This is a genomic window from Paenibacillus senegalensis JC66, from assembly GCF_000285515.1.
In the GTDB taxonomy this organism is placed as follows: domain Bacteria; phylum Bacillota; class Bacilli; order Paenibacillales; family NBRC-103111; genus Paenibacillus_L; species Paenibacillus_L senegalensis.
The window spans coordinates 1,034,605-1,060,738 of record NZ_HE610957.1; the positions used below are offsets into that span (position 1 = coordinate 1,034,605).

Below are 26,134 nucleotides of genomic sequence, written 5' to 3' on the forward strand. Positions count from 1 at the left end.
AGCAGTTACAATCTAATTTGCCGCTTAGTTTACCCAAATAGCCCAAGCACCACTTAGGGAACTATCATAAACTAATAGGAGTATTTAAACTCGTTACTATTATTAACCTACGGCTGGGGAGGCTCGGGCATTGGCGGCAAAAATTGTGATCCATGGATTCTACGGAGCCGGGAATACCGGTGATGATGCCATTCTTCAAGCAATAGTAGATCATCTGTATGACCGTCTAGAGGATCCGCAGGTAACCGTTCTGGTGCGAAGCCGGACAACGAAAGCCTATTATGGCAGACATCCTGTTCAAAGCGTTTATGGTTTTGAGAAAGCTGCGGTAGCCACCGCGGTAGCCAAGGCAGATGCGATCTTAATCGGAGGCGGAGGACTGTTCCAGGATTATACCGGATACGAGGCAGCGGAGCTTTTTGCAGGAGCTAAGCGTTCCATTAATTACTATGCGGCTCCATTTTTTTTGGCCAAGGCCTGGAATAAACCGGTTATGTTCTACGCAGTTGGCGTAGGCCCTTTTCATAGCCCGCTGGCGGCTAACATGAGCTCTTTTATTTTATCTTCATCCGATGCGGTAACCGTGAGGGACCAGGCTTCCCTCGATATGGCCAGGAAGCTGAACATCCATCAGGCTGTATTAACCGCAGATCCCGCGCTCCGGCTTACAAGTCATATTTCGGAAAATGCTGTACGGAAATGGGCGCCTTCTGATTTCTTTAACGCAGGCCACCCGCTTATCGGATTGAATTTACGAAAATGGAGCTTCACTTCAGATGGAACTCCGAAATGTTTTACGCTTTTGAAGCAGTTAGCTGACTATTCATCCGCAAAATATAATGCTAAATTTTTAATCCTTCCCTTTAACCTGAGTGATCAGGAACAGTCTTTGGCTGTAAGGCTGGCGGAGTCAATCGGCAGGGATAAAGCTCATATCGTTGCTTCCGATTGCCCTCCGGACCAGCTGCAGCGGCTTATCGGTCAGTTGGATATATTACTCCATATGCGACTGCATGCCTCTATTTTGGCGGCAGCTTCAGGAACCCCGACCATCGGCATTGCCTATGATCCCAAAGTCAACCATTGGTATAAAGAAATGGGATTGGAAGAAATGTGTTTTGAACTGGGCGAGGTTGAACTGACAACTCTGCGAAGTCGGCTGGATGAAGTTCTGTTGAACAAACAGATATGGAGAGAGCGTTTTAAAGGACGGGCGAAGCTGTTGATCCAGCGCGAGGAACGGAATAGCCTTGAACTTGATAAGCTGCTGACGCCATTTAAAAAGGCGGGGATATGACGATGAGTCAGTCTCCATTAAGAATTACGTTTATAGGGCGCTATACCGAAGGGACAACTGGTATTGTAAGAAGTATTTTCATGGGACTCCTGGAGTTAGGCCACACCGTCCAGGAAATCAATGTAGGGACTCGTACCTCTCTTCTTTATAATCCAAATAGACGAATGGGAGGCAACGGGCCTGTTTATGTACGATTAGAGTTGATTCGTGAAGAGCTGAGGGCATTTAAGCCGGATCTTATTATTTGCTGTGCCGGCGGTTTAACTTTTGTATCAAGGGATATGGCGGAATTGAAAAGGTTGGCTCCTGTTTGGGGGATAACGTTAAGCGATCCCGATGTATTTCCAACCATATCGGTTTATGCGCATGAATTCAGCTACCATACGACCAATTCCCAGCTTGCCTATCGGCGTTATCTCAATAGAGGCTTCAATAATATAGGCTTTATGCCATTTGCCGTTGATTCCCGTTTTTTTGTTCCCCGGCCGCCGAACCCAAATTATCAATGTGACGTGGCCATCGTGGGGCATGCACGTCCGGATAGAGTCCCGCTCGCCAAACGGCTGCAGGCGAAGTTCGGAGCCGTGCTTTACGGCAGGAACTGGCCCGGGGGGAAAGGTCCCGTTCATGGGGAGGAATGGTTTCAAGCCGTATACTCCACCAAATGCCTGATCAGCTTTCCTAAAACCGGGGCCGGTTATACGAATGTAAAAGTAGGTGTTTTTGAAGCTGCCGCAACCGGAAGACTAATGCTGGTTCCGTATTTCGAAGAGATAAAAAGGTATTTTGATTATGACCGGGAGATTGTCGGTTTCTCCAACGAACAGGAGCTATTTGAAAAGCTGAGCTATTATTTGCGTCATGAAGATGAACGGAACCGGATAGCTGAAGCTGCACGAATGCGCTGCGCACTGGAGCATACGTGGGCAAAAAGACTGAGTCCGTTTATAGAGCGTGCTGCAAACAGCTCCGCTAACCGATTTCGCGCGAAGCACCGGGAAGACATGGGGAATCAATAACGGTCAATACCCCATGACGGCCGCCAACCAGGCTTTATTGTGTAGAGCGTGGTTGGCGGCCGTTTGCGGAATCCAAGAAAATAGAAGACTTTTCATTAGGCCAAACGTGATGAGAAGTCTTCTTTTCGTTCCAGCCGAGCGGCCATCCTTACTCCTCGAGAGAGTTATTCGATGAACGCGGGGCTGCTAAATAGGGGATTACTTCCATTATCTTCTTAGCTCTGTGCCGCCATGTGTTGGCTAAGGCAAAACGGATTCTGGCCTCACAGCAGCCGGGATCCGATAATCGAGCCTTAATAAGATCTTTAAACTGCTGCTGATTATGCGCTATATCGATATAAGGAACCATCCTCTGGCATTCCGGCATCGGGGTGGCGATTACCGGCTTGCCGGCGGCCAGGTACTCGTAGGCTTTAACTGGATCAGCGGCAAGCGTGACATCATTAATACGGAAAGGGATCAAACATACATCCAGACGGCTGATATATGCGGGTAATTGATGGTGCGGCTTGTGCCCCAAAAAATGAACATGCGGAAAACCGGCACCAGCAAGGGTAAACCGCCGCTCATATTCGGAGCCTATAAATACCCAGTCGGCGTCACGAATTGCTTTTGCAGCCGCATACAACAACGGCTCATCAAGCCATGGAGCCCAGGCCCCTACAAAGCCAATGAGCGGACGCCCCGAGGCTGGCAGATCAGCGGGCTTGGGCCAAATTCCTGATTCCTGGTGAAGCAGCATCCCCTCGTCATACCCATTGGGCACCAGATGGATAGTTTTCCCGGGATAACGCTGCTTTAAGCGAGATTGAAGCCGCTGAGAAGAGCATAGAATGGTAGAGGCCGCATTAATCGCCATTTGCTCGTAAGGCAGCCATTGGGCGAAATCGTCCGCGCAATCATAGACCAGGTTATCAGCTCGGTAGCTGACCGCTTTTTGGGTCAAATGCGGGGCGTTGATCCATACCACCGAAGCACCATCGTATGCTTCCCTCAGCTTAGGCCACTGAGTTTGCAGCCAATTATCATGGTCATGCACGATGGTTAGTCCGGGTTCTATCTCTTCTGCTTGTTTTCTAGTCTGGGTAAGGTTGCAAAAATACACCCTATGCCCCTGCCTAGCCAGCTGTCTCATTAATTGCTGGGGTCTCTGTATCATCCAAGTCCAATCCGCTGCCGGGGGGTAAACAATCAGGCTCAACCCTTCCACCTCCTTATCATCAAATTCCAAATAGGATAATCACATGCTCTTTAGTTGTAAGAAAGCGCAAAAGGAAAATCAATTTATAAATATCGGAGGGACTATGCTCGTATTGATCATGAACAGTTCCTATAAAAAAGCATATGATGAAACAAAAAAAGTCTGCTTAGGCAGAAATCTGATTGGGTTGTTACCGATGGAGAATCACAGGAATTGGTGGAGGAGATTGAATGCTGCTTGCAGGATCCCGAACGTTCTCCGTATTTTATTACATTGATGGCCGGTGACCGATTGGGGGATGCTTTTGCTAATGAATTGCTGAGGCAGCTGGACAGTCTACCCGACACTGCGGCAGGGTTAGGCATCGAATTTTTAAAGGATTCCAGAGAGCACAAGCCGAGTAAGGAAGCAGCTCCGTTCCGCCCCATCCTGTGGAAAACATCGGTTCTTGCACAAAGCTTTCCGCAAGGATTCCCCGGTTATGCTTGGCAGCCCTTCAAGGAATTGATGCTGGAGGATTTGTACCGCTATACTGCAGGACTTTATCATAATTGCTGGCATTCATTGCCATCCGATATTATAAAACCCGGACCGCGCTTTCGCAGCTCGTGGAATCAAGAGCAGTCGATTGAACAGTGGGTTAGGCCTATCCTGGAGGCTGCTGCGCGTCCGCCAACAACTACATCAAGCTCAAGTGCGCCGCTCATTACGATCGCCTTATGTGTTTATAATGGAGAGCGTTATCTGCCCTGGGCTATTCGCAGCGTGCTCGCTCAGACAATGAAATCCTGGGAATTGATTATTGTGGACGATGGCTCCACCGACGGAACCAAACAGGCAGCATCTGCTTATTTATCCGACTCCCGCATCCGTTGGTATAGTATGGATAGCAATTGCGGCAAAGCCCGATGCTTAAATGAATCATTGGACAGAGCCAGAGGAAAATGGTTTATGGAGCTGGATGCTGATGATTGGTTAAGCTGCAATGCCCTGGAATTGATTACAAGACAAATTGCTAAACCGTTGAAGCCAACATTTCTTTATAGCGACTATGCGGAATGGAAAGAGAAGGCACCCGGGGAGCTGAAGATACAGCACATTAGGAAAGCAGACTTCCCTATATCCAAGGACAGCCTGCTTTCCAAAGGGGTTCCTTTGGCTCCCCGGGTATATCATACGGCTACGCTGAGAAAAATGGGAGGCTGGCAGCTGAACGATCCATTTAACGGCAGATTGTACGAGGATTTTCAAATGATTCTCCGTATTTTAGATCATTATGAAATCGAGCACCTGCCAGCTGTTTTATACCACAGGAGGATTCGCCGTGAGAGCATATCTCAAACGAATCAAAGGCTCTATCAAAGCTGGGTCAGTTGGATTGCGGACCAATCCTTCTAGTTTGTCTTGAATTCCTGATGCAGCAGCGCTTGAGTGGCCTTTACCTAACTGCCGGTATTCCCATTTCGGCTGCTGGCTAAATTACTGTATCACCCGGATAAAACCGACATTCTGAAGCAGAAAAGTCATGGATACCGGCGGCGCTCCATAAGTGACATCCTCCGAAAGGACGTTCAGCAAACCCTCCTCTACTCCAACCAAGTGCCCTTCCTGATACTGAGTAATCTGATGAATTTCTATTGTTCTGCCTATATAAGTGGCTAACGCTTGCTCAATAGTCATGCCTTCTCCCTCCTCCTCTTATTCGTTATTGCGGAGTGACCGACAATATATTCATAATAGGCACCAGCAAAATGTCGCCTGTACTTTCTCTTAACTGGATAAAATCATCGCCCACCATTTCAACAACCCCACTCAAGGTACCGGAAGTAGTCTGGATAGTGATGCCGGTACCGAGCAGCGACTGCAGAAATTGAATGACAGCTGGATCTATCGCGGTGCCAGCTGGTCCTTGTGGACCCGCTGGTCCTGCTGGTCCGGCTGGTCCGGCTGGACCTGGAGGGCCGGCAATTCCTTGTGGTCCTGCGGGGCCCATTGGTCCCGGGATCCCTGGTGCACCAGCAGGCCCCGGTATTCCTTGAGGGCCTTGAGGACCCTGTGGACCTTGGGGACCCGATCTTCCCCTATATACTTTAGGTTTTGGCATTAAACGACGGGATACTTTCAACCTGGAAGAACAACTTTTCTTTTGCCGTCTATACGCTTTAACAACAGTTTTACGTTTTTTGCTTCTGCGGCAAATTAACATTCAACACCCTCCTTTAGCTGTAGTTAAGTCCATAGTATGTTTACATGACTGTTAATGAATAGGTAAAACGCTGAAAATAATTCATTAGGAGACAAAATAGGTGGCTGTTCCCGTCTGTTTTGGGAAGCTTGTAGGAATTTTGCGAAAAACCAGGTTTTTATAAAAACAGCTGTTTAATAGGCAGAGCCCTTGAGGAGGAAGGGAAGTTGTGGCATTAGCCCACAATCTATTGAAAGTAGCAGGTATCCGCCTGACAATTTTCCAGGAAAACAGAAAGACCAAAAAAAATGGACGGAAAACATTGCGGTTTTCCGTCCATTTATTTTGGGGACTTATTGGACAACCCCGTTGACTTTTTAAGGTGTCGCACTAAAAAGCTCCTTTACGGACAGCCCTTGTTTATATAAACCGAAATACTTCCGTGTCTACCTGTGAAGACAGGACCTCCGTTGAATATCCGCTGCGCATTAAGGCATCCGTTAAATGCCGGCTCACTGCTTGTTTCATGATTTTCTCGGCATTGTGACCGGGATCGATCAAACATAGCCCTGCGGCGACCGCATCCTGTGCGGAGTGGTAATCTATATCTCCGGTAATTAGTACATCTGCGCCGCAGAACTTGGCTGTGTGAATATAACGGGAACCGGATCCGCCAAGCACAGCCGCTTTCTTGATCTTTGTATCCAACTGCCCGACTACTCTGACAGCAGGCACCTGAAATGCTGATTTAACCGCTTCAGCTAGCTTGGACAGACTCAGCGGTTCAGGCAGTCTACCCACCCGCCCTAAACCTAATGAACGGCCTTTAAGCTCGAGCGGATACACATCGTAAGCCACTTCTTCATAGGGGTGTGCTTTTATCATCGCCTTTATAATCTGAGCTTGCCTGCTGTGGGGAATGACTGTTTCAATTCGCACCTCGGCTACCTTCTCCATATTCCCGACACTTCCGATATACGGTTCGGTACCTTCGCCAGGCTTAAATGTCCCGGTTCCTTGAAGATTAAAACTGCAGTGACTGTACTCGCCAATCGCTCCCGCCCCTGCATCCAAGATTGCGGATAATACCCGCTCGTGATGATCCTCGGGAACAAACACCACAAGCTTTTTCAATGGATCTGTCCAGCTTTCCTCCAACGGCCGGGTCTCCTTGAGCTGCAAGGCTTCAGCCATCAAGTCATTGATGCCGCCTTCCGCCACATCAAGATTAGTATGACTGATGTAAACGGCAATATCATTTTTAATCAGTTTCTCGTAAAGCCGTCCAGCCGGCAAATCCGTACGAATGGTCTTCAGCGGACGGAAAATGATAGCATGATGGGCAATAATTAAATCTGCTTTGGCCACAATAGCTTCCTCAACCACTTGATCGTCTACATCCAAAGCGACCATTACTTTGCGGATATCCTTATCCAGGGTGCCGAGCTGCAGTCCGATTTTATCATCTGGCAGCGCATAGTGCTTAGGTGCCAATTCCTCCATTAATTGAATGACGGCTTGTCCTTTGGCAAGCATTGCAATACCTCCCTTAATTCCTCAATCTCCTTCACGAAAGCTTCCCGCCTGGCCAGCGATTCAGGAAGACGGGAAGCAGCCAGCTGATCAGCTATCTTCTCTTTTTTGTTCAGTTCGTCCTGCCACTTGCGGCGAAAAATCGGATTCGCTTGTCTCAGCAAGTAGGGACCTAAGCGGAACAGCAAATCTCCGCTTACTCGCATGCCGTGGATGACCGCAGGCTCATACAGCGAACTCACCCTGGCAGCATGATCTCTCCGCTCGCTTCTTATACAGTGCAGGATTTCGTAAATTTTCCCGTCTTCCTCAAGAATCGTCTCGTCTGCGAGCAGCCAGCCATTATAATGGAGCCAGCGGCGGACGGCCTCCTCTCCTACATTGGGCTGAAGCACCATAACCTTAACAGAGGAAAGCCGATGCGCACCTCGCTCTAGAATGTCAGAGATCAAGCTTCCGCCCATACCGGCTATCGTCACGGTATCCGCCTCGCCATCATGGAGAACAGACAAGCCGTCACCGAGGCGCACCTCAATTTGCTTCGCAAGTCCCGCATCCGCTACTTGTTTCACTGCTGCTTGATAAGGTCCGGCATTCACTTCCCCTGCAATAGCTGATACAGCAATCCCTTGCTGAATAGTATAAACAGGAAGCAGAGCATGATCCGATCCTATATCAGCCAGCCTAGCGCCTTTCGGAATATAGCTGGAAATCCGTTCCAACCGCTTTGAAATATTGACCATGCAGCAACATCCATTTCTAATTTGTATTTAACCGGATCACTAACCATTCAACGCAAACTGCTACAGGATTATTTGCATTGGTGTGATAAAAAAGGTAAAATGTAAAAACAAATAATCCCATTTATTACATAAATCGTATTCCTCTACGCCTTACAGCCGAAAAAATGACCTTGCTGCAAGCAGTAAGGTCATAAAAGCCTTATTCGAGGAAATCTTTAAGTCTTTTGGAACGGCTCGGATGCCGAAGCTTCCGAAGAGCCTTGGCTTCAATCTGACGAATTCTTTCACGGGTGACGCCGAACACTTTGCCCACTTCTTCCAACGTCCTCGTGCGTCCGTCATCCAAACCGAAACGAAGTCTAAGCACATTCTCTTCCCTTTCGGTCAACGTGTCCAAAACGTCTTCCAGCTGCTCCTTGAGCAGTTCATAAGCAGCTGCGTCAGCGGGAGCCAACGCTTCCTGATCTTCGATAAAGTCGCCAAGATGGGAGTCATCCTCTTCACCAATCGGCGTTTCCAAGGAAACCGGCTCTTGGGCAATTTTCATAATTTCTCTGACCTTATCGGTACTCAGATCCATTTCCTTAGCGATTTCTTCTGGCGTTGGTTCACGCCCTAATTCCTGCAACAGCTGGCGGGATACGCGAATCAGTTTATTAATGGTTTCCACCATATGCACCGGAATCCGAATCGTTCTCGCCTGATCAGCTATCGCTCTCGTAATCGCCTGGCGGATCCACCAGGTTGCATACGTGCTGAACTTAAAGCCTTTGATGTGATCGAATTTTTCAACGGCTTTGATCAAGCCCATGTTTCCTTCTTGAATCAAGTCCAAGAACAGCATGCCTCTTCCAACATAACGCTTGGCAATGCTGACAACCAGTCTAAGATTGGCTTCCGCCAGACGGCGTTTGGCCTCCTCGTCCCCTTCTTCAATCCGTTTGGCCAAATCAATCTCATCCTCAGCAGACAACAGCGGGACGCGTCCGATTTCTTTGAGATACATCCGTACCGGATCGTTGATTTTAATGCCGGGCGGCAAGGAGAGGTCGTCATCGAAGTTGAACTCGTCGGCTTCTACTTCCCCTATCGGTCCACCTTCATCGTCCTCCGACTCATTGCCTACATCTATGCCAAGCTCCGAAAGCTGCTCGAAAAATTCATCGATTTGCTCCGGATCTTGGTCAAATGGCGAAAGCTTCTCCATAATTTCTTTATAAGTAAGCGATGAGCGTTTTTTGCCTAGCTCCAGTAACTGCTCTTTTACTTGTTCTAAGGTTAATTCCGTTTCCAGCTCCGTATGGTGTTCGTTCGCCATAATGTACTCCCTCCTACCTAGAATCATCAAAAAAGGTAGAACCTACAAATTTTTCAATTGCTTTTCCAGTGCGATGATTTCGCTTGCGATGTGTGCAGCGTGAACAATATCTCCCGAACGTTCCGCCCGCATCATTTCATCTTTTTTGTTTCTGATCAATTGCAGCTGCGGGATTTTTTTTATTTCTCGGATGTAGTCATCAATGACCTGCTGATTAAACCCTTCTGACGTCTCCTCAATGGTGATCGAACTTGCCAGGCTTTCCAGCTTTTCGTCCTCCAATGAAGCCAAAAAACGACTCACGTTGGATGGATTGCCCTGGCTGTAATATGCATACAGATACGCGGCCAAAGCCGCATGTGCCTCTATGTTAAACTGATCTCCAAGTTTCACGCTGACTTGTTCAGCAATGTCCCGGTTCAGAATCATCGCAGCAAGGAGCTTGGTTTCTGCAATCTGGTAAGCAGGCATTAGGGAGGATGATGATGCGGTTTCTTGTCTACCATTATCTATTCCATTATTCCACGAATAATTGGAATTATCCCTTGAATCCCGCTTTTTTAAGTGTTCCTGCCTGAAGCCATTCATCTGCTGCCGCATAGCGGCAAGATCGTAGCCGAATTCGTCAGATAGCTCCTTAATATAGTGCTCTCGTTCTACAGGCTGGTTCAATTCAGATATGAGCCGTGTTGCCGTCTCCACGTAGCGAAGTTTGTCGCTCTCCGCTTGGAGATTGAAGTTCCTGCGGATATAAAGCAGCCTGAAACGAACCGCCGGCAAAGGCTGGCCCACTATTTCCTGAACGAACTTTCGGGCTCCGTACGCCGTGATAAATTCATCCGGATCATAACGATCCGGAAGCTTGGCAACCAACACCCGCAAGCCTGCTTTCTCAAGCAGACCAATGCTTTTATAAGCTGCTGCCTGGCCTGCAGAGTCGCCATCATAGCAGATGATGACCTCCTCCGCCATCCCCCTCAGCTGCTGGGCATGCTCTTCGGTAACGGAAGTCCCCATAGCAGCCACACCATGCTGAACGCCTGCTTCCCAAGCTTTGATGACATCCATATACCCCTCGAATAAAACCGCTTGATTGGTTTTCCGAATGGCTGGCCGTGCTCGGTGTAAATTAAACAGCTGACGGCCCTTGTTAAATAACAGCGTCTCGGGACTATTTAAATATTTTGGTTGAATGTCTCCAAGAGCGCGTCCCGCAAAAGCTATGACCCTCCCCCTGGCATCATGAATCGGAAACAATATCCGATCTCGAAACTTATCGACTCCCTGCTCTTGATCGGAATGACGGGAGATCAAACCGGCTTTCTCAAGTAGCGGCACACTCCACTGACGCTTAATTAAAAATTGCGTCAGCTTATCCCTCATAGGTGGAGCATAGCCGATTTGAAAGGTATCCAGCCATTTGTCCTGCAAGCCCCTTGATCTTAAATAATCTAAAGCCGGCTTGCCTTGTTCCGTATTTAGCAGAACATAATGATACCACTTGGCAGCGAGCTCATGAACCTCTATCATCTGGGCAATCTCGGTTTGTCTTTGCGATTGCTCCGGCGTAGGTTCAGCTTCCCATGTAATGGGTATGTGAGCTTGTTCAGCCATGTGACGAACGGCTTCAACGAACGAAAACCCTTCAATTTCCATCAGAAAATGAATACTATTGCCTCCAGCGTGGCAGCCAAAGCAATAATAGGTTTGTCTCTCCGGTGTTACCGTAAAAGAAGGAGTCTTCTCGGAATGAAAGGGACACAAGCCCTTCAAGTACTGCCCTTGTTTAGTTAAGGCGACATATTGACCAACTACATCCGCAATATCGTGATGCTTTAAAACAGCGTCAATAACCTCTTCAGGAATTCTACCCCTACCCATTCCGTTGTTCACCTTCATTTCGTTCTAACCCGATAATATTAATTCGCTACCTGCTCCCATTCTCCTGCAAATTCTCTAAAAGTTTTGTCAAAGATTGTAGAAATCTATCACGATCCTGCTGTGTGAACGCTTTAGGTCCTTTAGAATGCTTACCGGCCCTTCTTTGTTTGGCCAGATCATGCCGGGTTTCCAGCATAAAATCAATGGTTGCGGGCGAGTAGGCATGCCCCCGGTTAGAAAGCACATAAGCTTGTTTGGCTAATCCGATCGTTGCCAGCCCGTAATCCTGGGTAATTAAAATATCGGAGGCCTGGATACAGTTCGCAATATATAAATCTGCGGACTGATCCGATCGGTCAACCTGAATCGTTTTTATTCCCTCACGTGGCACTAGACGGTGATCATAGGATGCCACCATCCAAGCCTCTATTTCAAATTGGCGGGCAGCGTATTCAATTTCATTTTTGACCGGACAGGCATCCGCATCCACTATTATTTTAACTACGGAAGTCACCCCATCTCTTTCCATTACCGGCGGGTGCGAAGAATCTCTTGAATCAGGCTGGCCGTTTCTTCCACCGCTTTATTGGATACATCAATCACGATGCAGCCAAGCTTCTTCATGATTTCATTCGAATATTCGAGCTCTTTGTTGATTCTCTCGACATTGGCATAGCTGGCATTAGCCGCCAGACCAAGCGCGCGCAAGCGTTCCTTGCGGATTACGTTAAGTTTGTCCGGACTTATCGTTAAGCCTATAATTTTTTTCTTCGGTACGGTAAACAGCTCATTGGGCACCTTGATTTCCGGCACCAAGGGGACATTAGCCACTTTAAAACGCTTATGGGCAAGAAACATAGATAGGGGTGTTTTCGACGTTCTCGATACTCCGACAAGCACAATATCGGCCTGAAGCACTCCCTTTGGATCTCGGCCGTCATCATATTTTACTGCAAATTCTACAGCCTCTACTTTGCGGAAATAATCTTCATCCAGCTGGTGAATCATACCCGGCTGATGTCTTGCCGGCAAATGCAGCACATTTTCCAGACTCGCAATAATCGGCCCCAGCAAATCAATCGTAATCACCTGGTGAATGACCGCCTGCTCGACCAGGTAATCACGCAGTTCCGGAATAACCAGTGTAAATACAATGACACCGTTAACCTTTTTGGCAGCCTGAATGATTAAGTCTACGCCCTCTCTATCATGTATGAAGGTAATGCGCTTAATATTGATCTTGATTGGGGAAAACTGCACGGCGGCAGCCTTCACTACGGATTCCCCGGTCTCCCCCGCGGAATCGGAAACGACAAACACCGTTGGCGATGATGCTGGTTTAGCGATCATTCCGAGTCCCTCCTTAAAAACGTTATGCTCGCTGTATAGCTTATTCATCTCTTAAAGTGAGACTGAAATCCCGCTATCTTCTACTATAAAGCTATGCCCAAAAACCGCCAAAAACACTCCCGCCGCAGAGCTAAGTAGTCTAGATCCTGCAGCGGGAGTGAAAAGATTACACACTATTTGATAATCTATCATTATAGTGAAATTACATTGAAAAGTCAATATTTTGCAATTATATTTCATACTTGTCCAATTGATCTAAAAAATTTCTGGACTTCCACCGGGCATCAAGATGTGTATCCAAAAAGGCACGCAGGACCGTTTTGAGCTGGTGCTTTGTTTGCGGCTTGACGCTGGTGTTTCCCAATCTCCTTAAATCCGTGCCTTGCAGCAGCTGCAGAATGTTAAGCAAGCTGCCTGACAGCGGCTGAGCATAAGGGTCGGAAGATTGGCAAGAGCTGCACAGAACGCCTCCCTGGCCAGCACTAAAAGCTTGCAGTGATGACTCCCGGCTGCATTGGACACAGGCTCGCAATTGAGGATAGTAACCGGCCAATGCCAGCAGCTTCAGCTCCATGATATGGGTAACAATCGCGGCATCCTTGCCTTCCTTTATGGCATCGAGAGCGGCAAGCAGCTGTTCGAATAGCGTAACATTCGCCTCTCCTTCGGTTGATAAACGTTCGATTAGTTCCATGAGGTATGCAGCGTAGGCCGCCTTGTGCAAGTCCTCCCGGATTTCCCGATAGGAGTGAATGATCTCCGCATGATTCAAGTTTCCCATTCCGGCGCCTTTATAGATTACGAAATCTCCATGTGTAAATAGCTGCACGATGGCTGAATGGCGGCTTCTGACCTTTTTTGCACCTCTGACCATCAGACTGATTTTCCCGCTAGTACGGGTAAAGAGCGAAACGATTTTGTTGCTTTCTCCGTAGTCAATAGCGCGTATGACTATGCCTTCCGTTCGCAGAAGCATCGGACTTAGCTTCATCTCCCCATCAGCAGAAGGCTGTCACCTGAATTTAAGCTTCCTGTTCCCAGTCCAGCTCTGATTGCTCGTCTGGCGACCGTTCTCCTTCGTGCTTCCATTGTTCATTATCCTTATACAGCATATAAGCGTCTATATTACCGGTACGAGTAAAGTAATCCCAAAAAAATTCTTTCATAAGCAGAACCTCCCAAACGAAATAAATTCATGGCTCTCTTCTAGGTTGTTTCATTTCCGGTTGCTTATGCGAAGCAATTAATGGGTTATTACCCTGTTCAATCTTCCCTGAATCCGAGATCCTTGAGGATTCGCTCCTGGTTTCTCCAATCCTTCTTGACCTTAACCCAAAGCTCAAGGAATACCTTCGATCCGAGCAGTGCTTCAATGTCAGCTCTCGCCTGCTGCCCGACTTCCTTAAGCAGAGCCCCCCTCTTGCCGATAATAATGCCTTTTTGCGAGTCCCTCTCCACGTAAATAACCGCTGAGATATGCACGACATCATTAGCTTCCCGCTTCATGTCCTCAATCGTAACCGCAATCGAATGTGGAATTTCCTCGCGGGTCAGATGAAGAATTTTCTCGCGGATCAATTCCGCACAAACAAATTGCTCGGGGTGGTCCGTGATTTGATCGGCGGGATAATATTGAGGCCCCTCTTCCAAGTAGCCGGTTAAAGTATCCAATAAGGAATTCACGTTATTGCCAAGCAGCGCCGAAATCGGAATAATTTCTGAGAATGGATACAGATCCTTGTACGAAGCAATAACCGGCAGCAGTTCCTCCGGATGTACCTGATCGATTTTGTTGAGCACCAGAATGACTGGTGTTTTTACCTGCTTCAGGCGCTCAATGATAAATCGATCTCCGCCACCAATTCCTTCAGCAGCATCTACCAGAAATAAGATGGCATCCACTTCCCGCAGGGTACCTTCCGCCACTTTCATCATATAATCGCCCAGCCGCGACTGGGGTTTATGGATTCCTGGGGTGTCTAGGAATACAATCTGACAATTTTCTGTTGTATAGACACCATGTATCTTATTACGGGTTGTTTGCGGTTTATTGGACATTATGGCAATTTTTTGCCCGATTACTTGGTTAAGCAAAGTCGATTTGCCCACATTAGGCCGTCCAATAATGGCCACAAAGCCCGATCTATAAGCTGTTTTTTGCATAAGAAAGCCTCCTAGCGCTCCGTCTTCAACGATTGTTATCAGAAGATCAGGTAGATTGTTCCGGCAGCTGGAACGCTCCGGGCAGTAAAGCAGAGACCGTCGTCTCCATCATATCGCCTTTCAAATTTGCCATATAAACAGGCATATCCGGGGCGCACAGTTCAGCCATCACCTGGCGGCATACACCACATGGGGTGATCGGCTGCTCGGTATCCCCCACAACCGCCAGCGCAGTGAAGGAACGCGGTTTATGACCGTCAGCTATCGCCCGGAACAATGCGGTGCGTTCTGCACAGTTTGTAGGGCCGTACGCTCCGTTCTCCACATTGCAGCCTGCAAACAAGGTTCCATCCCAGCCAAGCAATACACATCCGACTTTAAATTGCGAATAAGGGGCATAGGCATGCGCTCTTGCTGCCAACGCATGCTGTACCAACGCTTCGCCTGAAATCGCTGAACCCACAGCATTCCTTCCCTTCCCCTGAATATTGCTGCTTATAGGCGGAACAGCTGATGTTTAGCATAATATCCGCCCTCCGCTGGCCTACACCCGTTTTTAGGTTAAGCCCTTATCTGTAAATATACTCATCTTAAGTTTGTTATGTATCGCCGGCTATTATCCCAGTGCCCTTAAGTATAAAGATTATTCCCGCTGCTTACAACAAGGTGTGGAGCCAATAAGCGAGCACTGTAACCACACTGCCGATCGCCGCTCCCAGCAAAAGTGCAGGAAGTGTACGCGTCCTACGTTGATACAGCATGATCAAAAAAAGCAAAGACAGAGTAAACGACAGCACGACAACCAACGGCTGAAGAGTCATGAGAGAAATAAGCATGGAGATGGAGAAGGACGCCGCCATCCACAAGCTGGGCCGCAAACGTCTTCCGCTGGAAAATCTCGTGTCAACCACTAGTAGAGTAAGCGCGACCAGGCCCAGGTAGATCCAAACCGCTGCAGCAGAAACCTCTACCGCCTGTTCCCGAATGCCGTAAATCCATTGCTCAATCGGCTCGAAGAATATAATCAAGCCTACCGCAACCGCAAAACAAGCCGCTACCAGGACGGAAGCGGCTGCAACATCTTTGGCTATTTTGGCCAGCGGATGCCGCTCCGGCATTGCCAGATTAACTGCATTCTCTATAGCCGTATTAATGAGCTCGGTTACGATGACCAGCGTGATCGCCAGCAGCAGAAACAAAATTTCCAGCTTGCTGATCTTAAAGAAGAGGGCGGAAAATAAAGCTATAAAAGAAGCGGAAAAATGAAATTTCATATTCCGCTGTGTAACTAAAGCGTATTTAATTCCTTCGTAAGCATACCGAAAGCTTTTCCGCCATTTGCCCCACATACTCACCTGACTATTCCTGCCTCCCGCAAAATATCTTCCTGCTTGCGGATCATCAGCTGTTCTTCTTCCTCATTCTGATGATCAAAGCCGAGCAGGTGCAGAAAACCGTGGACAAATAAAAATCCGATTTCCCGTTCAATGGAATGCCCGTATTCTTCTGCCTGAGCCAAAGCGCGGGGCACAGAAATCACAATATCGCCAAGCTGGTCACCGGAATAAAGACCGGAAGTCAGCGTGTCTTCATCTGCGGCAATTCCTTCCAGCTCACTGTAGTCGATGACCATCTCATCCGCTCCGTATTCCAGCATCGGAAAGGAGAGTACATCCGTGGGCCGGTCAATACCGCGATATTCTTTATTAAGCTGACGAATTTCTTCATCATCGACAAAGCTCAGCGCCACTTCTCCCAGAGGGATATCTTCCTTCTTGCCCGCGATTTGCAGCAGCTTTTCCAGCATGCTGATTAATTCCGGCGAGATGGGAAATACCTCCTGGTCGTTGCTCCATTCCAATACTAGGGCCATTGCTTATGCCTCTCCTTTGTTTTTGGATTTGTTGGGCAGATCTTCTGGATACTCAATACGCGCATGGAAAATTCCCATCAACGTTTCCTTCAAAGCTTTGGCTATCGTCTCCAAGTCCTTGGTCGTGAGGTCGCATTCATCGAACTGGCCGTCATCCAGGCGGTCTTTAATGATTTTTCGTACCATGGAGTCGATTTGTTCAATTGTCGGCTTCCTTAAGGATCTTACGGCAGCTTCCACACAGTCCGCAATACCGACAATAGCAGCTTCCTTTGTCTGGGCTTTTGGCCCCGGGTAGCGGTAGTCCTGCTCCTCTGGGGGCTCTTCTCCGGCTTCCTCTGCTTGCTTAACCGCTTTGAAATAGAAGTATTTAAGCAAAGTCTTGCCATGATGCTGCTCGGCAATGTCCAGAATCGGCTTAGGAATATTATACTCCTTCAGCATCGCTACGCCATCCCTCGGGTGGGCCGTAATGATCGCTTTACTAAGCTTCGGCTCGATGGCATCATGCGGATTATCCATATTCATCTGATTTTCAATGAAATAGCTGGGCCTTTTTGTTTTCCCCATGTCATGGTAATATGCGCCCACGCGGCAGAGAAGGCCGTTAGCCCCGATTGCCTCAGCAGCCGACTCCGCCAAATTCCCAACCATCACACTATGATGATACGTGCCCGGAGCTTCGGTTAGAAGCTTGCGCAGCAAGGGCAGGTTCGGATTGGATAATTCCACGAGCTTTAAAGGCGATAAAATGCCGAAAGCCATTTCGAAAAACGGCATCAAGCCGATGACAAGAACTGCGCTCAAGATACCGCCTGCCGCAGCAAACATCAGTGCAAAAGTCATCTCTGTCATGGAAATGCCGGTATCGAGCAATACTAAGGCGACGACACTGACACATCCCATTATCGTGACGATAATACCGGCCTTAAGAATCGTGATTCTTTGGCTTGCTTTATGCAGGGAGAACACAGCCGCAAAGCTGACTACTAGCGAAACAAACAAATACCGGTAATCCAGCAGCTGACCCTGATCCAGGTTAAGAATGATGCCTGCCATCAAGCTGAACAGAACAGCCGATATGTAAGCCAGCGGCGCTTCCAGCAAAATGACGATCAGCATAATCCCCATCGTCACGGGAGCCAGAAAACCGATGAACGGATATTCCAGATTTTGCCCAAGAGCAACAATTCTCATCCCGACCATATTCAATAAGAAGATTAGCAGCAGCATGACCAGCTGCATGTTGTTAGCTTTTATTTGGGTGCCGCTCTGCCGGATAAACATGTAAATCACTCCGATGAACAGCAAAACCAGGAGAGCAAGGCCGAAGGGTGGACGAAAGTCGGCATCGTCTTTAAGCAGGCGTAAATTCTTAAGCCGCTCGTAGGTTTCCTCCGTTATCATTTCTCCTTCATAGACTAAAACGTCATTCCTGCCAAACAGCACGGGAGGAGTGTTCTCCCGCGCTTGTACGCGGGCCTGGTCTGTTTCCATGGCATCATAGAACCGGTTCGGGCTTATAGCAAAGCGGGCAATTTCGGCAGCCAGTTCCCTGGATGTATTTTTGGACAGGTCGGACAGATTGACCATCTCGGTTACTTTCGCTCTGGCTGATTGCGCATCCGTTACCTGTTCATTCATCAGCCTGCCGACAATATCTTTGGTCACATCTTCCATCTCCGCCAAATCTTCAGAAGTCAGTCTCGGAAATTTGTAGAAGCTCTCCTCCGCCATCCGGTACTGCTGCTCGAGCAGCTGTTTTTCAATTTCCTTATTCAATTCTTCATTGTAAGTGCCAGCGGCACGGAGAGTCTTCATGAACCTCTCTACATAGTCTGTATATATGGAAGGAAGCAGATTGCGGTAAAGGCTCGCCTTCACATCGATGGACATTTCCGGGTCCGCGTTATTTTGCTCAAGCTTGCTGAAGATGGACTCAATAATCTGGTCATTTCTAATTGGAACAATCTTATATACCGGTTGAACTTTGGCCGCTGCCTCTCCTCTTGCCTTTTCCGTGGCCAGCAAATCTTCTTCCTGGTATGGGGCCATTATCGTCTTTTCGCTAGGCGTGTTGGGCTGAATGCTGAACGTTTGTGGAACGACCTTAGAATATAGGAACAAATAAATCATTAAGCCCAATCCCAGTAAAAGCAACAGACGGACAACAGGGCTGCTTTTCCAACGATTCAGCCGGGAACCGGCATTACCTTTGGCGGATGCTTCGTTTCCAGACATGAACTCAGTCCTTCCTATGCTTGCTTTTCTTGATCCAGATTGTAAGCTGTAATGATCTTCTGAACCAAGGAATGGCGCACCACATCCTGTTCAGAAAAATAAACAAAGGCAATCTCTTCTATCCCGCTTAATATCCGTTCTGCTGCAACGAGACCGGAATGCTTCCCGCGCGGCAGATCGATTTGGGTAATATCCCCTGTAATGACCATCTTGGAACCAAAACCAAGCCTTGTCAAAAACATCTTCATCTGTTCCGGTGTCGTATTTTGTGCTTCATCCAATATGATAAAGGAATCCTCCAGCGTACGTCCCCTCATATAAGCAAGGGGAGCAATCTCGATTAATCCTCTCTCCATCGATTTGACTACTTGTTCCGGACCGAGCACATCGTTAAGTGCATCATACAATGGTCTTAAATAAGGGTCAACCTTTTCCTGCAGGTCTCCCGGCAAGAAGCCAAGACTCTCGCCCGCCTCAACGGCAGGACGGGTCAGTATAATTCTTTTTACCTTGCCTTCCTTTAATGCGCTGACGGCCAGAACTACGGCCAAATAAGTTTTCCCTGTTCCCGCAGGTCCAATGCCGAACACAATGTCCTGCTTGCGGATTTTGCCCAGATACTGCTTCTGCCCAATCGTCTTGATGCGGATGGGTTTGCCGCGGAAGGTATGGGCGACTTCCTCACTGAACAGATCTAGCAATTGATCTGCCATCATTTGTTTGGAAAGCTCGATAGCGTAGGCGACATCTCTCTCGGAAAGGGGATACTGCTTGCGAACAAGCTGCAAGAGCACTTCGAACAATTGCTTTAGCTGAGCCGTCTCCTCGGGATCTCCTTGAATGACGATCTCTTCCTCGCGGGTCATAATCCGGGCATCGGTTTGCTGTACAATTAAATTCAAAAATTTATCTTGCGCTCCAAACAGGGAAAGTCCCTCAGCTATATTGGCAAGTGGAATTTTTATTACATCTTGCTGATTACGATCGGTCAAAAGGCCTCAATCTCCTTATTGTTCAGTAACTGTATACGTAGAATATTATCGTATAATAGCAGAAAGAAGCAAATGTTTATCCAAAGCGAATAGAAATAGCCGCAAAATATCCGCGAATCATGACTTGACAGGTGAAAAAGGTCCGGCGTTTGCCGGACCCGATGCCTTACCCAAAAGTCAATGTATCATAAGCGTGCTCCAAAACAGGCAGCCTTATTCACCAGGAACAATAATCAGCTCTTCCGTTATTTCCTCTTCCACTTCAAAATGCACCTCCAGGTACAGCTTGCCGTTTTCCTCTTTGCTGTTCAGCAGCTTTTCAGAAACGATCCGCGCATCCTCTCCGGCTTCCAGCAGCAGCTCGCTGCGTGCTCTTTCCATAGCAATCTGCTGGGCTTCCTCAACGGTCAGGGAATGCTCTGTGATCCGCACCTCCATCACCTTTTCCGAGATCCATCCGAGGGGCAGGTGATAGTCCCTCCATTTAATTATTTTTTGACTGGCAAGCGATTCTTTTTGTTCAAAGCCATCCTCCCCCCAGTGATTAAGCGGAAGCGCCCGACTTCCAAACATTAAGGAAAAGCGGTTATAGGCTTCGCCGGTATATGTTTTGTACTGCTGTGTCAGCGGGATATCTATGTGACTAGTGTACCAGACCAGCCCCATTACTTTGCCTGAGGAAACGACCAGCTGACTGTTCTCCTTGCTGCCAATCCAGCCGGAAATGAGGACGTCTCCTTTGCGGACATATTGATCGGGTTGAACGACGGGCTTCCCCTTTTCCGCCAGCACCTTCGTAACGACCGCATGCTTGTCAGCTACAAGATGCCTCGGGCTGACCAGATCTCGCTCATCAGGTGAGGTAGACTCGACGACTTTGATACGCACATGCGTACCCTGCACCTCAATTCCGACCCATGCCGTCCCCGGCAGCCGGCTTTGCAGCTGATCAGCCAAACGGTCTGCATCGGCAAGCCGGAACTTCCACTGCAGCTCATAAATGCCCATCTCTCTAGCTTCATTTCTGATCAAATCCGTCATCAGCTTCTCATTGCCTTCTATTTCAACCTTCCATATAAGTGAGCTTAAAAGAAATAAACCGATCAGAAATAACAAGGAGCCGGCCATAAAAAATTTGCGTTTGCCCAGTTTGTCCAAAAAAAGGGAAAGCCAAAACGCTGCACAATATGGAACCGGCAGCCTGTTTTTTTTAAAAGCGGACGAAGCCGGAATACATCCGACACATGAAGCTTAACTTCCGCCACCTGGGACTCTTTGATACGCATATCCCACAAGGCGAGGCCGTTGGATGCCGCCAGATTGATGAATTGCTCTAACCGCTCTCCTTTAAGCTCAATTGTCACATACCCTCTCAGCTTTGTGACCAGGTTCGATCTCACGAGCATTCACCCTTTATCATTGTTAATAAATTTGATATCATCGATGATTCCCTCAATAAACACTTCTTCTGTTAAAATAGTTCTCATGATCAGTTCTTTCCCCGCCACTTGGAGCTCTCCCTGGCCAACAGCAAGCCTTAACAAGTCGCTGGAGAAGTGCAGAACGCCGCGATGATTCTCGATATACAGCTGTCGATTGCCAATCAGCGTAAGTCTCGGGAGATCGAGGATGACATCCTGAGGCACTTCCAAAAATTTAGCGGTCATTAGGTTGAGTTTTCTTTTGATGGATCCCATGCCCCTCACATCACCCCATACCTCTTTTGCTTTATACAACCTATGCGCCGTGTTATGTAATTATGAGGCTGCCGGCCAGAAAAGGAAGCTATTCGGCCAACCTTTAGTCAATCCGTTAAGGTTAGGCTAGGCAAGTTCCGATCGTGCAGCCCTTCCCGCTGTAAATCTTTACCTTCGCTTGTTTGCCGGATTGAGCTTAGGGTAATACAGATAATATTGTAAAAAAAGCCGGACAGAACCTTTTGCAGCAGCATTTTATGAATGGAAAAAGAAAGGGGAGTTTTTTAGAAGTGAAAGTAAAAATGAAAGCTTTTCCGTGGACGATTTGGCTGGCCGCTCTAGCCATTTTATGCGCAGGGTGTTCCTTTTCCGCTCCCGATGAAAGCGGAGAAGGTATGGGGACACCCTCGAGCGAGTTGGAGCCTGCTTTGGCTAACGGCATTCCCTATACTATTGAAACACTAGCGGAGAACTTGGATGTACCTTGGGAGATGGCCTTTGCCCCGGACGGCCGGATTTTTCTCACGGAGCGTTCCGGGCAAATCCGGATCATTAAAGATGACCAACTGCTGGAAGCACCGGCATATACGTTTGAAGAGCCTTTCATCACCCGCAGTGAAGGAGGCTTGCTCGGCTTGGCTATCGACCCCGATTTTTCATCGAACGCTTATGTATATGCCTACCATACTTACGAAGAGAATGGCGAGATCGCTAACCGCATCGTCCGCTTGCTTGCTGATGGAGATGAGCTGACTATGGATAAAGTATTATTGGAGGGAATTCCTGGAAGTAATAACCATAACGGGGGCAGAATGCGGTTTGGCCCGGATCATTATTTGTATGTCACTACCGGAGATCGATATGAGCCTGAGCTGGCACAAGACATGGAGAGCCTGGGCGGAAAAATTTTAAGAATGACAGCTGATGGAGGCATTCCGGAGTCGAATCCGTATGCAGGCTCTCTCGTATATAGTCTCGGACACCGCAACGCCCAGGGGCTAGCCTGGCACCCACATACCGGGCAATTGTTCAGCTCTGAGCACGGGCAATCTGCAAAGGATGAAATCAATCTTATAAAGCCTGGAGCCAATTACGGCTGGCCGCTTATAGAAGGCTATGAGACCAAGAAAGGATTAGAAAGTCCGATTGCGCACAGCGGCAGCGAAACCTGGGCCCCATCGGGAATGACCTTTGTCAGCGAGGGGCCTTGGGAAGGAAAGCTGCTAATCGGCAATCTTCGCGGCACTCAGGTGCTCCTAGTCAGCTTTACGGAAGGCGATCCCGCTCAGGTGGCGTCCATCGAAAAATTATGGGAGGACGAATGGGGGAGAATTCGCAATGTGACAGAAGGGCCTGACGGGTCTTTGTATATACTGACTAATAATCGGGACGGACGCGGCCAGCCGCGGGAAGGAGATGACCGGATTATCCGCTTAATTCCGGAATGAGCAGGATTATGATGCTGATGAAAAATCAGCACCAAAAAGGCCAGCCCTTAAACTACAGGTCTGGCCTTTACATGTTATTTGCGCTGCATTCTTCTGGACCGTGGCGGTCCGAGAATTTCCGCCCAAATGATGCCCTCTATAGCTTTCTGACGAAGATTGTTAGATTTTCGAGCTAGTTCTGCCGAGTTATTCTGCTGATTAAAGATAGGAGAATCACTATCCTTAAGCTGCTCTTGAATCATATCCACCGAACCGATTTCCTCTTGTGCCAGACGCGGACGGTTAGCAGACAGTGCGGCCGTTTCCCGCATTCTTGTTTCCAGCTCGCGCCGCCGTTCGGACAATACGACTTCCGGTTGGCGTCGTCCTTCTTCGGGACGCTCAAACGTCCCGCCATGCCCGCGTTCTTCATCATACTTATCCTCATAAGTATCCACGCTGGATGGCTGCGGATTTTCTCTTTGCGGCTGCCCGGGGTTTCCTCCTCCGAACGGCGGCATCGACTTGTTAGGATTTTGGTCCGGCCTTTTGGCGCCTCTGGAGAGGCCAGACAAGATTGCAATAATAATAAACACAAGCCAGAAATTCCGCATTAGAAACTCAATAAGCTCCATGATTAGTCACCCCTCTAGTATGGGATCGTCAAACACGTCGGGGTTACTCTTGATCATTGGTGTTATCATCTTGAATTTTACCAAAGCTAGAACGCATTTGAGTGTCCGACTCGATATTCTTCAAATTCATGTAATCCATAACGCCAAGCTTTCCTTGACGCAAGGCATCGGACATGGCCAGGGGAACCTGAGACTCTGCCTCGACAACCTTTGCTTTCATTTCTACAACCCGAGCCTTCATCTCCTGCTCTTGAGCTACAGCCATGGCGCGGCGCTCTTCCGCTTTTGCTTGTGCGATCCGCTTGTCGGCCTCTGCTTGTTCAGTCTGCAGGTTAGCCCCAATGTTCTTGCCTACATCCACATCGGCGATATCGATAGACAGGATTTCAAATGCTGTTCCGGAATCCAGGCCTTTACTGAGGACGGTTCTCGAGATCATATCCGGGTTTTCCAGGACATCTTTGTGAGTGTCCGAGGAACCAACCGTGGTGACTATTCCTTCCCCGATTCTCGCGATGATCGTATCTTCACCGGCGCCCCCTACGAGACGGTCAATATTCGCGCGCACCGTTACCCGGGCTTTAACCTTAACCTCAATTCCATCGCGGGCGACAGCGGAAACCATCGGAGTCTCGATAACGCGAGGGTTAACGCTCATTTGCACAGCCTGCAAAACATCACGGCCCGCGAGGTCAATAGCTGCCGCCCGTTCGAAGCCAAGCTCGATGTTGGCACGCTCTGCAGCAATCAATGCATTAACGACACGGTCCACATTCCCGCCCGCGAGGAAATGGCTCTCGAGCTGGTTGATATTCAGACCAAGACCTGCTTTGCTCGCTTTGATTTGCGGGTTAACGATCCGGCTCGGGATAACACGGCGCAGTCTCATGGCAACCAGTGTGAAAATCCCTACTCTAACCCCCGAAGCTTGTGCGGAAATCCACAGCATGAAGGGGAAGAAGCTGAAGAAAATAGCCAAACCGATAATGACCAGAGCGACAATGATAAGAAGTGACAAATCAAATTCCGGCATATAGTTTCCTCCTAGTTAGATATAAATTTGCTTGCTTGCAGCACAGAACCTGCACCAGCTGTACCTGAGGCCTACTTAATTTCTGTCACTACAACACGGGTTCCTTCAATCTTCACGACCTTGACCGGCCTGCCCCTATCGATATAGCCCCCATCTGTAACGACATCAACCTTCTCTTCGCCAATTTGTGCAGTTCCTGAAGGCCGCAATGTTGTTAACGCTTCTCCCGTCAGACCTAGAAGGTGAGTCTTGGACTTCGAAGAGGAATAGCCGAGCTCGGTTTTTAATTCTTCTTTAAGCACAAATTTGTTCCATATTCCGCGATGCTTGAAGATACGGATTACTATAGCGACAACGACAATGGCGATCAGCAAGGCAATAGCCAGGGACCTTAAGCCCGATCCCGTATCATAAGAGGCGAGTACTATGCCGCTGAACAATGCCAGCGAACCCGCTATAGCAAAAAATCCAACGCCTGGGAGTATGACCTCTAGAAGAAGTAAAATGATACCGGCAACGAACAATCCTATCGATTCCAAACCGGCAAAGCCGGCTATGTAGTGTCCGAAGAAATACAACCCGAAGCCAAGCAAGCCAATAATGCCGGGAACCCCGAAGCCAGGCACGAAAATTTCAATCGCAACTCCGGCAATACCGACCAGCAGCAAAATCGTTTTCACGATAGGGTTGGTTACAAAACGGGATAAGTTTTCCGCAAACGTTAAATCCGCTTCCTCAATAGGCGCATTCTCAGCACCGATAAACTGCAGAACATCGTTCAAGTTGCGGACAGTTTGCTCAGAATAGCCAACCCGAAGCGCTTGCTCAGCGGTCAAGGAGACGATCGTCCCTTCACCAAACGTATGATTGATTTCCGGCAGCTCGACAATTATATTTTTGTCAGCCATCCCGGCAGCTATAATCGGGTCCCTTCCGTTAGCTTCGGCTGCAGATTGTAACTGACTGACCCAGTACGAAACATCCTTGGCGCTTTCCACTTCAGCACCAGACTGATCGACTATGGCCGCCGCTCCAAAGGAACTGCCTGGAATCATGACGATTTGATCGGCGCTCAAAGCTATGTACGCACCTGCAGATGCAGCCTGGCCATTAATAAAGGCAATAGTCAGAATCTGGCTCTGCTGAATCAGAGTGCCAATATCGAGCGCAACAGTGAGAAGCCCGCCTAACGTATTAATGTCCAATATGATATATTGGGCATTGGCTTCATGCGCTTGAGCAAAAGCTCTTTTCAGGAAGCTTAGCATGCCTTCATCTACCATCTCACTAACCGGAATCACAAAAACAGGCTGCTCTTCATTAGTCTGCTCTTGCGCCTGGACTGCTGATACGATCGGTGCCAGCACCGTTAAACAGCACAGCAGCAGGGCTGATGCAGCTATTGTCTTAAATTTGTTGCGAATAACCATCCATTCCCTCCTCTCTAGGAACAAGTCACTGGGCAAAGCAGACTATGACTTTCCCTTGTTTTTACAAGGTATTACGGCAGGTTAGTGGAGATGTTTCATAGTTTACCCAATTTACA

The 26,134-nt window shown here is 48.3% G+C and carries 25 protein-coding genes and 1 pseudogene; 4 read left to right on the forward strand and 22 right to left on the reverse strand.

Features of this window, described 5'->3' with window-relative positions; genetic code table 11:
- Window positions 1-130: 130 nt before the first annotated feature.
- Window positions 131-1,297, forward strand: a complete 1,167-nt coding sequence (locus tag PSHG_RS04965; RefSeq protein WP_010270221.1) for a polysaccharide pyruvyl transferase family protein — start codon at window positions 131-133, stop codon at window positions 1,295-1,297.
- Window positions 1,298-1,299: 2 nt separating this feature from the next.
- Window positions 1,300-2,316 (forward strand): CgeB family protein, encoded by a 1,017-nt coding sequence (locus PSHG_RS04970; RefSeq protein ID WP_010270223.1) that lies wholly within the window; start codon window positions 1,300-1,302, stop codon window positions 2,314-2,316.
- Window positions 2,317-2,464: 148 nt separating this feature from the next.
- Here the strand turns inward: PSHG_RS04970 and PSHG_RS04975 are convergent, their stop codons facing one another.
- Complete coding sequence (locus PSHG_RS04975; RefSeq protein WP_010270225.1) at window positions 2,465-3,517, reverse strand: glycosyltransferase; 1,053 nt, start codon at window positions 3,515-3,517, stop codon at window positions 2,465-2,467.
- Window positions 3,518-3,733: 216 nt separating this feature from the next.
- Here PSHG_RS04975 and PSHG_RS04980 point away from each other — a divergent pair, with 216 nt between their 5' ends.
- Window positions 3,734-4,915: a glycosyltransferase family 2 protein gene (locus tag PSHG_RS04980; RefSeq protein WP_235782026.1), complete on the forward strand. Its 1,182-nt coding sequence runs from the start codon at window positions 3,734-3,736 to the stop codon at window positions 4,913-4,915.
- A gap of 81 nt (window positions 4,916-4,996) precedes the next feature.
- On the opposite strand, the gene PSHG_RS04985 is transcribed toward PSHG_RS04980, so the two are convergent.
- The 18 genes and pseudogenes from PSHG_RS04985 to yqfC form a co-directional block, all read right to left on the reverse strand.
- Window positions 4,997-5,197, reverse strand: coding sequence for a hypothetical protein (locus tag PSHG_RS04985; protein WP_010270233.1), 201 nt, complete (start codon window positions 5,195-5,197; stop codon window positions 4,997-4,999).
- A gap of 25 nt (window positions 5,198-5,222) precedes the next feature.
- Window positions 5,223-5,510 carry a DUF2642 domain-containing protein gene (locus PSHG_RS26615; protein WP_222860743.1) on the reverse strand — a complete coding sequence of 96 codons (288 nt, stop codon included), beginning with the start codon at window positions 5,508-5,510 and terminating at the stop codon, window positions 5,223-5,225.
- Between the two features lie 612 nt (window positions 5,511-6,122).
- A complete protein-coding gene (locus PSHG_RS05000; RefSeq protein ID WP_010270238.1) occupies window positions 6,123-7,238 on the reverse strand; it encodes a Nif3-like dinuclear metal center hexameric protein in 1,116 nt (371 codons plus the stop codon).
- Window positions 7,205-7,978, reverse strand: a complete 774-nt coding sequence (locus PSHG_RS05005) for a tRNA (adenine(22)-N(1))-methyltransferase (RefSeq protein WP_010270242.1) — start codon at window positions 7,976-7,978, stop codon at window positions 7,205-7,207. The genes PSHG_RS05000 and PSHG_RS05005 overlap by 34 nt, the downstream gene beginning before the upstream one ends.
- 199 nt (window positions 7,979-8,177) lie before the next feature.
- Window positions 8,178-9,296 (reverse strand): RNA polymerase sigma factor RpoD, encoded by a 1,119-nt coding sequence (rpoD, locus tag PSHG_RS05010; protein ID WP_010270245.1) that lies wholly within the window; start codon window positions 9,294-9,296, stop codon window positions 8,178-8,180.
- Between the two features lie 42 nt (window positions 9,297-9,338).
- Window positions 9,339-11,177 (reverse strand): DNA primase, encoded by a 1,839-nt coding sequence (gene dnaG, locus PSHG_RS05015; RefSeq protein WP_010270247.1) that lies wholly within the window; start codon window positions 11,175-11,177, stop codon window positions 9,339-9,341.
- A 46-nt stretch (window positions 11,178-11,223) separates the two neighbouring features.
- Window positions 11,224-11,706 carry a YaiI/YqxD family protein gene (locus PSHG_RS05020; protein ID WP_010270248.1) on the reverse strand — a complete coding sequence of 161 codons (483 nt, stop codon included), beginning with the start codon at window positions 11,704-11,706 and terminating at the stop codon, window positions 11,224-11,226.
- The gene (locus tag PSHG_RS05025) at window positions 11,706-12,527 is read right to left on the reverse strand and encodes a pyruvate, water dikinase regulatory protein (protein ID WP_010270250.1); all 822 of its coding nucleotides are present in this window, start codon (window positions 12,525-12,527) and stop codon (window positions 11,706-11,708) included. Before PSHG_RS05025 ends, PSHG_RS05020 begins: the two co-directional genes overlap by 1 nt.
- Window positions 12,528-12,756: 229 nt before the next feature.
- Window positions 12,757-13,503, reverse strand: coding sequence for a DNA repair protein RecO (gene recO / locus PSHG_RS05030; protein ID WP_010270252.1), 747 nt, complete (start codon window positions 13,501-13,503; stop codon window positions 12,757-12,759).
- Between the two features lie 46 nt (window positions 13,504-13,549).
- Entirely contained in the window at window positions 13,550-13,693 is a 144-nt protein-coding gene (locus PSHG_RS29835; RefSeq protein ID WP_010270256.1) for a YqzL family protein, read from the reverse strand.
- Window positions 13,694-13,790: 97 nt separating this feature from the next.
- Window positions 13,791-14,690, reverse strand: coding sequence for a GTPase Era (era, locus tag PSHG_RS05040; RefSeq protein WP_010270260.1), 900 nt, complete (start codon window positions 14,688-14,690; stop codon window positions 13,791-13,793).
- 46 nt (window positions 14,691-14,736) lie between these two features.
- Window positions 14,737-15,153, reverse strand: coding sequence for a cytidine deaminase (cdd, locus tag PSHG_RS05045; protein WP_010270262.1), 417 nt, complete (start codon window positions 15,151-15,153; stop codon window positions 14,737-14,739).
- A 193-nt stretch (window positions 15,154-15,346) separates the two neighbouring features.
- Complete coding sequence (locus PSHG_RS05050; RefSeq protein ID WP_010270265.1) at window positions 15,347-16,039, reverse strand: diacylglycerol kinase family protein; 693 nt, start codon at window positions 16,037-16,039, stop codon at window positions 15,347-15,349.
- 2 nt (window positions 16,040-16,041) lie between these two features.
- Window positions 16,042-16,563 (reverse strand): rRNA maturation RNase YbeY, encoded by a 522-nt coding sequence (ybeY, locus tag PSHG_RS05055; RefSeq protein ID WP_010270267.1) that lies wholly within the window; start codon window positions 16,561-16,563, stop codon window positions 16,042-16,044.
- Window positions 16,564-16,566: 3 nt separating this feature from the next.
- Window positions 16,567-18,804: an HD family phosphohydrolase gene (locus PSHG_RS05060; RefSeq protein ID WP_010270270.1), complete on the reverse strand. Its 2,238-nt coding sequence runs from the start codon at window positions 18,802-18,804 to the stop codon at window positions 16,567-16,569.
- A 14-nt stretch (window positions 18,805-18,818) separates the two neighbouring features.
- A complete protein-coding gene (locus tag PSHG_RS05065; protein ID WP_010270273.1) occupies window positions 18,819-19,796 on the reverse strand; it encodes a PhoH family protein in 978 nt (325 codons plus the stop codon).
- Window positions 19,797-20,009: 213 nt separating this feature from the next.
- A pseudogene (gene yqfD / locus PSHG_RS26620) lies at window positions 20,010-21,202 on the reverse strand (sporulation protein YqfD).
- Window positions 21,203-21,493 (reverse strand): sporulation protein YqfC, encoded by a 291-nt coding sequence (gene yqfC, locus PSHG_RS05075; RefSeq protein WP_010270276.1) that lies wholly within the window; start codon window positions 21,491-21,493, stop codon window positions 21,203-21,205.
- Window positions 21,494-21,783: 290 nt separating this feature from the next.
- Between yqfC and PSHG_RS05080 the strand changes: the two genes are divergently transcribed.
- A complete protein-coding gene (locus tag PSHG_RS05080; protein WP_010270280.1) occupies window positions 21,784-22,941 on the forward strand; it encodes a PQQ-dependent sugar dehydrogenase in 1,158 nt (385 codons plus the stop codon).
- Window positions 22,942-23,015: 74 nt separating this feature from the next.
- On the opposite strand, the gene PSHG_RS05085 is transcribed toward PSHG_RS05080, so the two are convergent.
- The 3 genes from PSHG_RS05085 to PSHG_RS05095 all read right to left on the reverse strand — a co-directional run bounded on the left by PSHG_RS05085 (window position 23,016) and on the right by PSHG_RS05095 (window position 26,018).
- The gene (locus PSHG_RS05085) at window positions 23,016-23,555 is read right to left on the reverse strand and encodes a hypothetical protein (RefSeq protein WP_010270282.1); all 540 of its coding nucleotides are present in this window, start codon (window positions 23,553-23,555) and stop codon (window positions 23,016-23,018) included.
- Between the two features lie 43 nt (window positions 23,556-23,598).
- The gene (floA, locus tag PSHG_RS05090) at window positions 23,599-24,588 is read right to left on the reverse strand and encodes a flotillin-like protein FloA (protein WP_010270283.1); all 990 of its coding nucleotides are present in this window, start codon (window positions 24,586-24,588) and stop codon (window positions 23,599-23,601) included.
- 71 nt (window positions 24,589-24,659) lie between these two features.
- The gene (locus PSHG_RS05095) at window positions 24,660-26,018 is read right to left on the reverse strand and encodes an NfeD family protein (protein ID WP_010270285.1); all 1,359 of its coding nucleotides are present in this window, start codon (window positions 26,016-26,018) and stop codon (window positions 24,660-24,662) included.
- Window positions 26,019-26,134: the final 116 nt, after the last annotated feature.